Below are 12,123 nucleotides of genomic sequence, written 5' to 3' on the forward strand. Positions count from 1 at the left end.
ATCTCGGAATAACAAAATTTACCGTGGAAGACCGTCACGATCAGGAAGAAATTTACTCCCAACGCATTAAAGCCGGCAAGCGCACGTACTTTTTCGACGTGAAGGCTACCCGGGGGCAGGACTACTACCTCACCATCACGGAGAGTAAGCGCAAGGTTCGTGACGACGATACCTTCTCCTACGAGAAGCACAAGATCTTCCTTTACAAAGAAGACTTCCTCAAGTTCGTGGATGCCCTGCAGGATGCGGTGGAGTACGTACGGGAAGAGCTGCTCACCCCCGAGGAAGTAGCCGAGCTGGACCGCCCCCGCACCTACAGCGAGGAACCGTACAACAGCGAAGACAAGTTCTAGCCTGCCTGTTGAAGCACGCTTACGCTGCTTTCGCATCGGCACCAGACATGCGCAGCGCGCCCGGATTTCCATTCCGGGCGCGCTGTTTTGCTTATACCAAGTGCCTCAATAAAAGCAATGTCATCCTGACGAAGGAAGGACCTTATCGGGATTGAACGTCTGGCGCCAGGACGGATGATGTAACAATGACTCGTTCCTCGGTGCTAGGGGCCTTGGCTACGTCGAACTTCGTTTCGCAGGGCTCAGGATGACACTGAATAAACAGCAGCACGAAAGGCTTACAGCCATCAGCTAATAGCTCCAACGACGTCAACCACCCCGCCCTGCGGGCACCCCTCCTTATTAAAGGAGGGGAACTGGCTTTCTGCTTCCGTTAGAAGTCAACAGCCCAATATTTCCGGCCCGTTCGCAATGCCGGCGGAAGCTCCGTACCTTTGCCCCTCGAATTGCGCCCCGGGGCGTAGCTTCACTTCATCCCAACTTTACCATTTCACCATATGGGTCTCCGCTGCGGAATCGTCGGTTTGCCGAACGTGGGTAAGTCCACGCTGTTCAACGCTCTTTCGAACGCCAAGGCCGAATCGGCCAACTATCCGTTCTGCACCATCGAGCCCAACGTGGGCGTGATTACCGTGCCCGACGAGCGGCTCCAGATCCTGGAGCAGCTGGTAAATCCCAAGCGAGTGCTGCCGACTATCATCGAGTTCGTCGACATTGCCGGCCTCGTAAAAGGCGCCTCCAAGGGCGAAGGATTGGGCAACAAGTTTCTGGCGAACATCCGCGAAGTCGACGCCATCATCCACGTGGTGCGCTGCTTCGACGACCCCAACATCGTGCACGTAGCCGGCGGCGTAGACCCCGTGTTCGACAAGGACGTTATCGACACCGAGCTCCAGCTCAAGGACCTCGAAAGCGTGGAGAAAAAGCTGGCCAAGTCGGAGCGCAGCGCCAAGGGTGGCGATGCCGTAGCCAAAAAGGAAGTAGCCGTGCTGCAGCGCTTCAAGGAGGCCCTGGAAGCCGGGCAGAACGCCCGCGCCCTGCAGGCCTCGCCCGAGGACCTCGAAGCCGTGGCCGACCTGCAGCTGCTCACCATCAAGCCGGTTATCTACGTGGCCAACGTGGACGAGGCCAGCATTACCAACGGCAACAACCACGTCGACGCTCTGCGGGAGCACGTGAAGGCGGAGGGCGCCCAGGTGGTGCTCGTATCGGCCGCCATTGAGTCGCAGATTGCCGAAATCGAGGACCCCGAGGAGAAGACGATGTTCCTAGCCGAGTACGGCCTGACGGAGTCGGGCCTGAACCGGCTGATCCGCGCATCCTACGAGTTGCTGAACCTGATTACCTACTTCACCGCCGGCGTGCAGGAAGTGCGGGCCTGGACGGTCCACCGCGGCGACAAAGCCCCGCAGGCGGCCGGCGTCATTCACTCCGACTTCGAGAAAGGCTTTATCCGGGCCGAGGTAATCAAGCTGGCCGACTACCAGGAGTACAAGACCGAAGCCAAGATCAAGGAGGCCGGCAAGATGGCCGTGGAAGGCAAGGAATACGTGGTGCAGGACGGCGACATTATGCACTTCCGCTTCAACGTATAGGTTTTTTAAGCTATTAGCTGATGGCTGTTAGCGAATAGTAAAAACTCATGGACGTTAAAGACAGCAACGGCAACCTGCTCGCGGAAGGCGACTCGGTTACGCTTATCAAGGACCTGAAAGTGAAAGGCTCGTCGCTCACGCTCAAGCGCGGCACGGTGGTTAAGAACATCCGTTTGACCAACAGCGCCCAGGAAATCGAGGGCCGGGCCGGTGGCAGCACGATGGTGCTCAAAACCGAGTTTCTGAAGAAGGCTTAGCAGCCGACGCTGCTTACCAGGCAGCCGGGGCCCTTACCGAGCTGATTAGTCAGCTAAGTTTAGGCTGCCGGCTGCTGGTGTGGTAATTATGCTACTGCCCCTGTAACAACAACGCCCCAACCGAATACCGGTCGGGGCGTTGCTTTTTGACCCTGGTGGCCGGGGCTTACCTTCCGGCTACTTTAAACAGCATGCCGGCCGTCATTTTATCGGTGGTCTTCATCCCGTTCAGGATGGCCATTTCCTCATAGCGTTTCGAAGGAATGCCGTTGGCAGCCAGAGCCTGGGCCAGCGTCTGACCGGCCCGGGCCGTTTTGATGCGAATCCGCTCGGGCTGGCGGTTCAGCTTGCTGGCATCGGTGAGGCGGGCAAAGCCCTGGGCGGTGTTGTTGAACGCCGGCGCATACGTGTTGAAGGCGGCCGGCGAGGTCAGGCCGATCAGCGCGTAGATCGAGTTGCCGTCCTGAATCAGGAAGGTAAGGGTACGGGCCGTAATGCCCTGATTACCGGCCTGGTCCTGCCCTACCTGGTCGGCCTGAATGGCAATGGCGGGAAATGAGTTGATGGTCGTGCGGCTGGCCTGGGGCGACTGCAGCTTGAGCTGTTGCACCAGCGCTTCGGCAGCGGCATCAAGCGAGTTGCCGGAGGCGGGCAGCAGTACGATAACGGCCTTGCCGCTGGGCTCAGCCATCTGAAACTGGCTCGGCGAGTTCTGGGTCTTCCAGCCCGACGGGACCGGGAACCGGAACTTCAGATCGGGATGGTAGAAGACATTGCCTTCCACGTAGCCTTCCCGCGGGTTGTCGCCGTAGGCCAGGCCCTCGATGCGGCGCAGGTACTGGTCACGGTTCACGGCCAGCTGCCGGCCCGACTGCTGCTCGGCCTGCGCCGCCATCCGCTTCACGTTCTGGTAGCGGTCCGCCGAGTTGGGGTGCGACGAGAGGAAAGTGGGAATGGAGGCTGCGCCGCTGCTCTGGGAGGTCCGCTGCAGCGTGAGGAAGAAGTCGGCCATGGAGGCCGGGTCGTAGCCGATTTTGCTGGAGTACTTCACGCCCAGCTTGTCGGACTCGTTCTCATCGTCGCGGCCGTATTTGAGCAGGCCCAGGCCTACCACCTGGGAGGCGGGCTGGGCAATAGAGGCTACACGCTTGGAAAGCAGGGAACCCAGGATCAGGGCCCCATTGGCGACGGTGGAGCGCGTCTGCTGCTTCCGGCCGTGGCGGGCGGTGATGTGACCGATTTCGTGGCCCAGCACCCCGGCAAACTGGGCTTCGTTGTTGAAGTGCGCCAGGATACCGCGGGTGAAGTACACGTGGCCATCGGGGGTGGCAAAGGCGTTGATAATGGGCGAGTCAACGACGGTAAAGCCCTTCACGTCGTCCGGGCGGTCGGAGATGCGGCCCATCTGCTGGCCTTTCTCATCGATGTAGCTTTGCAGGGCGGCGTTGTTGAGCAGGCCAAACTGGGCTACGATCTGGGGGTCGGGGTTAGGGCCCTGCACCGGTTTGGAGCCGGCCAGGGGAAGCAGGCAGATCAGCAGACCGCCCACGGGCAGGCGGAAGCGGGAAAGAGAGGAGAATGTCATAGTAGGAAAGGCTAACGGCGCTGCGAAGGCGCGGTGGATGCCCCTGCAACGAACCCAACGGTACGACGGTTGCACAGGCGGTTCCCATCCGGCTCTCAACTACCGGGCCAGCCACATCCTTTACCAGCTCCCTCCGCTACCGCGTGCGGGCATTCACGTTCAGGCTGCGGTAGCCGATGAGCAGGTCGGCGCGGGTGCCGGGCGGGCGGTAATACACCAGGATGTCGTACTGGTTTTCGGTTTCGTAGTGGCTGCCTTCGAAGTACACCTGGTTTACGGGCTGCCCGCCCAGTACGTAGTAATAGTTGTAGTAGCCCTGCTTGAGCAGGGCCCGGCCGGTGTACTGCTGCCGGTCCACATCGTAGGTGAGGCGGAACTCGTCCTTAAGCTGCCAGTCGGTGAGGGCGCCGAACACGTACACCGGGCCGGGGGCCTGCTGCTCGGCCCGGAGCTGGAAGGTGACGTTGGCGTAGTCGGCGTTGGTGTCGCCGTTGCCGTACTCGCGGTTTTCAAACACGCGCTGCCCGTTGATGTCGTCGTACTGGCTGTAGCCCTGCCCGGCACGGCTGCCTTCCAGCGTCAGCTCCACTTCCCGGGGGGTTGCCTGAACATCGACGCGCGAAACCCCGGCCCCGGGAGCCCGCAGGGAGCGGAGGTCGAAAAACCGAAACTCGCTGCTGGCCGGAAAGGCATTCTCAAAGTTGAAGTACTGGTAGTCGAGGCGACGGTCGGCGTCGCGTACGAACGTCGGGCGCAGGTTGGCCTTGGCATTGTCCCAGCGGAAGTTCTGGCGCAGAATCACCTTTACCTCCTGGGCCGGGTTCACCAGCTCCATGCCCCCGTACTGCACCGCAAAGTCGAGCTGCTGCATGGTGTAGCGCTCCGCCCCTGCTACCAGGGTACCCGGGGCCAGGGTCACGCCCACCGTGTTCTGGTACACCAGCACGCGGCGGCTGAGCAGGGGCGTGCCGCCGGTGCCGGTCACGACCAGCAGGTAGTTGCCGCTGAGCTTTACCCGGGGCAGCTGCAGCTTGTAGTGAAAGTAAGGCACGGCCGTGCCCACGGCCGTGCGGTAGTCGGTAATGAGAAACTCGTTTATCTCGCTGAGAAACTGCATGTCGGTAAGCACGGAAGGCTTCCAGTCGATGTCGCAGTGCACGAGCTTGGCAGTAAGGCGCTGGGAAGTGGAGCCGATCAGGTCGAACTCCAGCATCACGGGCTGCTCCTGGCTAAGCGGCACCACCGGCGGGGTAAATACCTCGTTGGGCTGGCCCGTGGGCACGTAGCACTGCACCGAGCGGATGTCGGGGTCGTAGATGTAGTCCTGATAGCGCAGCACGCGGTCGGCATAATACTCGGCCGGGCGCTGCTGACTGCCGCGGGCAGCGTTGGGGTCGGTAATAGGCGTACCCAGCGGAACGCAGGCGGTGGCCAGCAGGCTGGCAAAGAGCAGGGAAAGGCGCATGAGGCTCGGGTGCGAAGCGGGTGCTTCGCCTTCTGTACAACCCAAAAGTAGCGGAGTTTCCTTTCCGTCAGGAGCGCCCCGACTCGAGCAGCGAATAATAAACGGTGTCCAGAAACTGCCCGTTGAAAAACTCATTCTCCCGGAAATAGCCCTCCCGCACGAAGCCGCTGCGCTCCAGCACCCGGGCCGAGGCCCCGTTGCGCGGATCAATGATAGCCGCGACGGAGTGCAGCCGCAGGGTCTGAAAGCCGTAGTCCAGCGCCGCGCCGACGGCTTCCTGCATCAGACCCTGCCCCTGCCAGCGCGGATTCAGCATATAGCCGACGTCGGCCCGGAAGTGCTCGGGCTGCAAGCGGAAAAAGCCGATGGTGCCCACCAGCTGGTTGGTGTCGCGCAGGGCCATCCCCCAGTTGAGCAGCTCATTCTTCGCAATCAGCCCGGCCATCATCTCGATATGCTCGGCAGCATCCTTGACCGACGTAGCCAGGGGGCGCGGAATGTATTGCATCACCTGCGGGTCGGAGCGCATGGCAAACAGGTCTTCGGCATCGGCCGGAACCATCTGCCGCAGCATGAGGCGGGGTGTGGTCAGGACCGGGAACGGCGTGAAGTTGAGGGTCAGCATAAGGCGTTTTCGGGAATGGCGAGATGGATTAGGTTGATTTATATGATCCTGTTAGCTTGCTGACTTCCGGCTGATTAACAGGCGGCAACCGGTTGTGTGCATCTGACCAACCGGTAGAAGGGTCACTTTAAATGAACGTGAATTATGGCTACTCACGCGAATAAAGCAGAAGCAAATAAAAGTACCGAAGCGGCCAGTAGCGCCGGTACCCGGCAGAATGCGGGCAGCACAATGCAGTTTATGGACAAGCGCCCCACGGCGGTTGCGCAACGAAATCTGCAGCAGTCCATCAACAACAGCCCCCGCTCGCAACAAGGCGGCAGTGGCAGCTTTGCACCCGGCAATGCGGCAGGCACGCTGGCGGCTGGCCCGGCTCCCGTGCAAAAGAAAGAGAATAGAACCGGCCTGTCCGACAATCTGAAGGCTGGTATGGAAAGCCTATCGGGCCACTCGCTGGATGACGTTCGGGTGCACTACAACTCGGCTAAGCCGGCTCAGCTCCAGGCCCACGCCTACGCCCAGGGCACCGACATCCACGTGGCCCCGGGCCAGGAGCAGCACCTGCCCCATGAGGCCTGGCACGTGGTGCAGCAAAAGCAGGGACGCGTGAAGCCGACCATGCAGCTCAAGGGCAAGGTAAGCGTGAACGATGATGCCGGCCTGGAAAAGGAGGCGGACGTAATGGGCGCCCGGGCACTCGGTGCCGTCGCATCGATACCAGGCGTCGGCAACCAGCACGCAGCCAATGGCACCCGCCCTTTCGCTTCTCATCTTCCTCGCGGTGTTGTACAGCGAGCTGTCCGGGTCGGCACCCTGATTATGCCGCGTGCATTCCCGACTGATAAAATCAATAAGCTGGGATTATCTCAACAGGAAATTGATTCGCTAAAGCAGATGCATGGCCAACGTGACGCAACCTATACGTTCACGGATGAAGCCCACCTGGTGGACTTCCTGAAAGGCAAATCCGGGGTAGCAGCTCCTCACAAGGAAACCCACACCGATACGCAGCTTGAGAGCGGCCATGAATCCGCCGAAGCCATCCGCCACAGTATGCTATTCGAACCGGCTCCCAGCCAGTTCGGCGACCATGCCCCCGGCGCCCATTCGGTCCCGGACGGTCAGCTGCCCCCTTCGGGCCCCAGCCACACCTGGGCAAAGACCCAAAATGGGAATACCCAGGAAACCACCCTTTGGCAAACCAAACACAACCCACCGACGCTGCCAACCCAGATCAGCACCTATGGGAACCCAAACAACCCATCGATCTTTACCTCGCAGGGTATTTTCAATATGGGAATGCGGGTTCAGCCCACCACAACCAATTCCGATAAGAACAGTCGTTCCTCAGGATTTAAGTCCACTTTGGCAGGACTGCAGACCGAGACAGGAAGAGTACGGGGCCATCCGCTTGCAGTAGAGCAAACCCAACATGCTACCGACCCCAACGACAACTCTACGTTCGACGATAACCCGATGCTGTACACCAATGAGTCGGATGGTACCAAAGACTCCGGTTTCTCAACCTTTCGCTATTCCCAGATCGAGAAGCCGGCAATTACCAGCATGACCCCGTTCAATCAGGTAAATATCAGCAGCGCCCCCCAAGTCGCTACTCCCATGGGTATTCCCATGACGGACGAAATCAGACTACTGACCCGCAACACGGGAACGGAAGAAGCTTTCGTTTTCAACAATCAATCAGCAAGCGGCTATGGGCAGGTTACGAATGGCAAAAAAAGGAAGCATACGGTCCTTCGTAACCATGTCAAGCAACCCGTAAATTCGTTTCCTTCCGAAAGGCCCGTAAAACGGATGAAGAAGTCACCGGATCCGACGAACCCCTCGGAGTCCCAGTTTGAACAGCGCCGGACCGTGGCAGGCTGGGAAAGTCCGCCCCCCTCCCCCTTTCTGGGCTCCCAGCCCGCCATAACGGTTAAGATACCCGGCCGAAAGCTTCAGAACGAAGCCGTTGTACACCAGGGCAATTTCTACTACGTCGATACCGTGGACTACGACGGCTCAACCGATGAATCCACCTGCACGCTTAAGCAGTCACTATTTGACCGGTATCAGTAAGTACTCCTGCTGCGGCTGAAGCACTGCCTGCTGGCCGTTTTTTCAGGAAAATCTACCGTTTACCAAAAGCGGCGCGGCCTCCTTTGAGAAGCCGCGCCGCTTTTGTTTTCTAACTATCGTTCCCCTAGCTGCTACACCAAGGTTTCCCAGCGGCTGGTCTGGGCGGCCAGCTCCTTTTTCACCGCCTCCAATTTAAGCGTCGCGTCCTTGAGCTGGGAGGCGTTGGAATAGATGGCCGGGTCGGCCAGCTGGGCCTCGTAGGTGGCCAGCTCCTTTTCCAGGGACTCGATGCGGGCCTCCAACTCCTGCAGCTCACGGGCCGCTTTTTTGGCCTCGTGGCTGCTGACGGGGTTAGCGCTCTTGTCCGCTCTATCCACCTTGACCTCCTTGACTGCCTGCGGGGCCGGCTTGGGCGCCGAGGGGCTGGGCAGGCCGGCCTTCTTGGCGGCCTTTTCCCGGTCTTCCTGCCACTGCTCGTACTCGGCGTAGGTGCCGGGGTATTCCTTGAGCTGGTAGTCTTCGATAAACCAGATCTTGGTGGCCACGTTCTCCACGAAGAAACGGTCGTGGCTGATAACGATGAACGTGCCTTCGTACTGCTCCAGGGCCTGAATCAGGATGTTTACCGACTGCATGTCCAGGTGGTTGGTCGGTTCGTCGAGCAGCAGGAAGTTGGCTTCCGAAATCAGGGTCTTGGCCAGGGCCACCCGGCTTTTCTCGCCCCCGCTGAGCACCTTGATTTTCTTATAGACCTGCTCGCCGGTAAACAGGAAGGAGCCCAGCACGGAGCGCAGCTCCATCTCGTTGCGCTTGGAGCCGGCCTCGTTCATCTCCTGCAGAATCTCGTTCTCCACGTTCAGGCTTTCCAGCTGGTGTTGGGCGTAGAACGACATAATCACGTTGTGGCCCAGCTGGTGGTTGCCGGTGGTGGGCGCTTCCTGCCCGGCCACGAGGCGCATCAGCGTGGACTTGCCCTTGCCGTTGGCCCCGATCAGCGCGATTTTGTCGCCCCGCTCGATGTGCACGTGGGTGTCGCGGAAGATGAGCTTCTCGCCGTACTTCTTGCTCACGTGCTCCATGCGCAGGATGTGGCGGCCGGGCTGCACGGTGAAGTTGAACTTGATGTTCACGCGGGCCGCGTCGTTGGCCACGTCCTCGATGCGCTCCAGCTTGTCCAGGGCCTTCACCCGGCTCTGGGCCTGCTTGGCCTTGGAAGCCTTGGCCTTGAACCGCTCAATAAACCGCTCGGCCTGCCTGATCTGGGCCTGCTGGTTTTCAAAGGCACCCTTCTGAATGGCGTTGCGCTCTTCTTTCTCTTCGAGGTAGTAGGAATAGTTGCCGGCGTAGGGCACCAGCTTGCCGCCCGACACCTCCACAGTGCTCGTGATGGTGCGGTCCAGGAACTCCCGGTCGTGCGAGACGATGATAACGGCGCCTTCGTAGTCGGCCAGGTAGTTCTCGATCCACTTGATCGAGGGCAGGTCCAGGTGGTTGGTCGGCTCGTCGAGCAGGAGCAGGGAAGGCTTCTGGAGCAGGATCTTGGCCAGCATCACGCGCATGCGCCAGCCGCCCGAGAAGGTTTTCAGCGGCTTCTGCAGCTCTTCGGTCGTGAAGCCCAGGCCTTCCAGGATTTCCTCGGCTTCGGCCTGCATCGTGTAGCCGCCCAGGGCCTCAAACCGCTCCTGGTAGTCGGCCAGCTTCTGCACGAGGTCGTCGTGGTAGTTGTTCTCGAACTCCACCAGGATCTGGTCAATCTTCTTCTGCACGTCCAGGGCTTCCTCGAAAGCCTGCAGGGCCACGTTGAGGATGCTTTCGTGCGTGTCGTAGCTGAGCAGGTCCTGGTTCAGGAAGCCCAGGCTCACGTCCTTGCCCATCTGGATGCTGCCCCCGTCGGGCTTGTACTCGCCCACCAGAATGCGCAGCAAGGTCGATTTGCCGGTACCATTGAGCCCGATCAGGCCAATCTTATCCTTGGGCTTGATGTGAAGGCTGGCCTTGTCGTAGAGCGTCCGGGAGCCGAAGTGAAAGTCTAAGTCGTTGATGGAAATCATTTCCTGCTTTTGCTATAAGAGCGCAAAGGTAAGGGTTTGCAGGGCTCAGACCTGAGGAATGCTCAACAATGAGCCTACATTCGCCAAACCCACGCTCACCCTTTGGAGACGGGTTTTAAACAGCGAAATCAGCAGCATGAGTTCGAGCCCACTACCAATTACCAATCAGCTCGACTGGCAGTTCACTGAGAGAACCACCCACTCCTATACAGTTGCACTGACACACGAAGCCAGCGCTACTCTCCTACCCCAGCAGCGGCCCCCGGAACTCCGGCGCGACCCGCTTTTTCGAGGCCTGCTCGTAGGCGTAGGCTAAAGCCAGCAACGGCGCCTCGCCATAGGCCGGGCCCACGAACGACAGCCCTACCGGCAGGCCGTGCGCCAGGCCCATCGGTACCGTTACGTGCGGGTAGCCAGCCACGGCGGCGGGCGAGGAAAAGCCGGGCCCGCTCCAGGAGTCGCCGTTGATGAGGTCGATGCAGGGCGAGGGGCCGTTGGTGACGCCGATGATGGCGTCGAGCTTGTTTTGGCCGAGCACCGCATCGATGGTGCGGCGGGCGCCGAGGTGGCTTTTCTTCAGCGCCGCCTGGTACTTGGCGCTGCCCAAACCCTCGGTTTTGTCGGCCAGCTCCAGGGTTTCCTGCTTGAAGAACGGCATGGCCTTGGCCTCGTTCTGCCGGTTGAAGGCAATAACGTCGGTCAGCGTCTTGACCGGGGCATTGGCCGTCGAGAGGTACTTGTTGACGCCCTCCTTGAACTCGTAGAGCAGCACGTCGTACTCGGCCCCGCCCAGCGGGTCGGTCTGCTTGAGCAGCTCGACTTCCACGATAATGGCGCCCTGGGCGCGGAGCAGCTCCACGGCCTGCCTGAAAAGCGGCACGGCGTCGGAGGTGCCGGTGAGGTGCTGCTTTTCCACGCCCAGGCGCTTACCGCGCAGTGTAGCGCCGTCGAGTAGCGTGGTGTAGTCGGGCTGGACTTTGCCGGCGCTTTCCTTCGTCACGGCGTCGGCGGGGTCTTCGCCGGCCAGCGCACCGAGCAAAATGGCCGCGTCGCGCACGGTGCGGGCCATGGGGCCGGCAGTGTCCTGGGTAGCGGAAATCGGGATGATGCCCGAGCGGCTGAGCAGCCCCACAGTCGGCTTCACGCCCACAATACCCGCGCACGAGGCCGGCGACACCACCGAGCCGTCGGTTTCGGTGCCGATGGCCAAGGCGCAGAGGTTGGCGGCCACCGCCGTGCCTGAGCCGGAGCTGGACCCGCTGGGCGTGCGGTCGAGGATGTAGGCGCCCTTGGTCTGCCCGCCCCGGCTGCTCCAGCCGCTGGTGGAGCGCGACGAGCGGAAGTTGGCCCACTCGCTCAGGTTGGTTTTGCCGAGCAGCACCGCCCCCGCCGCCCGCAGCTTCTGCACGATAAACGCGTCCTGCACCGCCTTGTGCCCCGCCAGCGCCAGGGAACCCGCGGTGGTTTGCATCTGGTCCCGGGTATCAATGTTGTCCTTGACAAGCACCGGGATGCCGTGCAGGGGGCCGCGCAGCCTGCCGGCCTTGCGCTCCTTATCCAGCGCATCGGCAATGCTGAGCGCGTCGGGGTTTACCTCGATAACGGAGTTCAGCTTTGGCCCGCCCTTGTCGATGGCCTCGATGCGCTGCAGGTACAACTCGGTCAGGGAGCGGGCCGAGTGCTGCCCGCTCTGCATCTTTTCCTGGAGCTGGGCGATGGTGGCTTCCTGCAGCTCAAAGCGGTCGGCTTCCGCGGCCGGGCCGGCGCTGCCAGCAGCTGCCTTTTTCTGGTCGGGTTCGGTGGAGCAGGCAGAGAAGGGAAGCGTGGCGAGGGTGAGGCCGGCCAGGGAGCCGGTGTGCAGGAAGATACGGCGGTTCATGAGAGCGGGAAGGTTTGGCCCGCCAAGTTAAGCGCCGGGCGCCTATCGGCAACCTGCAGGGGGTCGGCCGTTTTGTATTCTGACTGGATGCTGCTTTCGGAGGGGGTAAAGGGTGGGTAAACACTGCCTATACGCAAACCACTCCGGTTGCCCCCCCAGCAATCCTACTGAACCTGCACATTTCTAAGTACCTCAGCTTCTTATCAATCGAAGCAGGCCCGGCGCTCGGCTGGC

Annotated in this window: 9 protein-coding genes; 4 read left to right on the top strand and 5 right to left on the bottom strand. The window is 60.8% G+C overall.

Annotation, left to right across the window (positions count from 1 at the left end):
- Positions 1-23: 23 nt before the first annotated feature.
- From LJY25_RS09725 to LJY25_RS09735, 3 genes are all read left to right on the top strand, one after another.
- Positions 24-353: a DUF3276 family protein gene (locus tag LJY25_RS09725; protein WP_227608130.1), complete on the top strand. Its 330-nt coding sequence runs from the start codon at positions 24-26 to the stop codon at positions 351-353.
- A gap of 497 nt (positions 354-850) precedes the next feature.
- Positions 851-1,948 carry a redox-regulated ATPase YchF gene (gene ychF, locus LJY25_RS09730; RefSeq protein WP_227608131.1) on the top strand — a complete coding sequence of 366 codons (1,098 nt, stop codon included), beginning with the start codon at positions 851-853 and terminating at the stop codon, positions 1,946-1,948.
- A gap of 47 nt (positions 1,949-1,995) precedes the next feature.
- Positions 1,996-2,205 carry a zinc ribbon domain-containing protein YjdM gene (locus LJY25_RS09735; protein ID WP_227608132.1) on the top strand — a complete coding sequence of 70 codons (210 nt, stop codon included), beginning with the start codon at positions 1,996-1,998 and terminating at the stop codon, positions 2,203-2,205.
- Between the two features lie 166 nt (positions 2,206-2,371).
- On the opposite strand, the gene LJY25_RS09740 is transcribed toward LJY25_RS09735, so the two are convergent.
- From LJY25_RS09740 to LJY25_RS09750, 3 genes are all read right to left on the bottom strand, one after another.
- Positions 2,372-3,790 (bottom strand): M48 family metalloprotease, encoded by a 1,419-nt coding sequence (locus LJY25_RS09740; RefSeq protein ID WP_227608133.1) that lies wholly within the window; start codon positions 3,788-3,790, stop codon positions 2,372-2,374.
- 136 nt (positions 3,791-3,926) lie between these two features.
- Complete coding sequence (locus LJY25_RS09745; RefSeq protein ID WP_227608134.1) at positions 3,927-5,255, bottom strand: type IX secretion system plug protein; 1,329 nt, start codon at positions 5,253-5,255, stop codon at positions 3,927-3,929.
- 67 nt (positions 5,256-5,322) lie between these two features.
- Positions 5,323-5,880 (bottom strand): GNAT family N-acetyltransferase, encoded by a 558-nt coding sequence (locus LJY25_RS09750; RefSeq protein WP_227608135.1) that lies wholly within the window; start codon positions 5,878-5,880, stop codon positions 5,323-5,325.
- A gap of 144 nt (positions 5,881-6,024) precedes the next feature.
- Here LJY25_RS09750 and LJY25_RS09755 point away from each other — a divergent pair, with 144 nt between their 5' ends.
- Positions 6,025-7,959 (top strand): eCIS core domain-containing protein, encoded by a 1,935-nt coding sequence (locus LJY25_RS09755; protein ID WP_227608136.1) that lies wholly within the window; start codon positions 6,025-6,027, stop codon positions 7,957-7,959.
- A gap of 131 nt (positions 7,960-8,090) precedes the next feature.
- Here the strand turns inward: LJY25_RS09755 and abc-f are convergent, their stop codons facing one another.
- Both abc-f and LJY25_RS09765 read right to left on the bottom strand, forming a co-directional pair.
- On the bottom strand, positions 8,091-10,010 hold the full coding sequence (gene abc-f, locus LJY25_RS09760) for a ribosomal protection-like ABC-F family protein (protein WP_227608137.1): 1,920 nt from the start codon (positions 10,008-10,010) through the stop codon (positions 8,091-8,093).
- A 244-nt stretch (positions 10,011-10,254) separates the two neighbouring features.
- Complete coding sequence (locus LJY25_RS09765) at positions 10,255-11,889, bottom strand: amidase (protein WP_227608138.1); 1,635 nt, start codon at positions 11,887-11,889, stop codon at positions 10,255-10,257.
- Between the last annotated feature and the right edge of the window lie 234 nt (positions 11,890-12,123).

It is taken from the genome of Hymenobacter translucens (assembly GCF_020685205.1).
In the GTDB taxonomy this organism is placed as follows: domain Bacteria; phylum Bacteroidota; class Bacteroidia; order Cytophagales; family Hymenobacteraceae; genus Hymenobacter; species Hymenobacter translucens.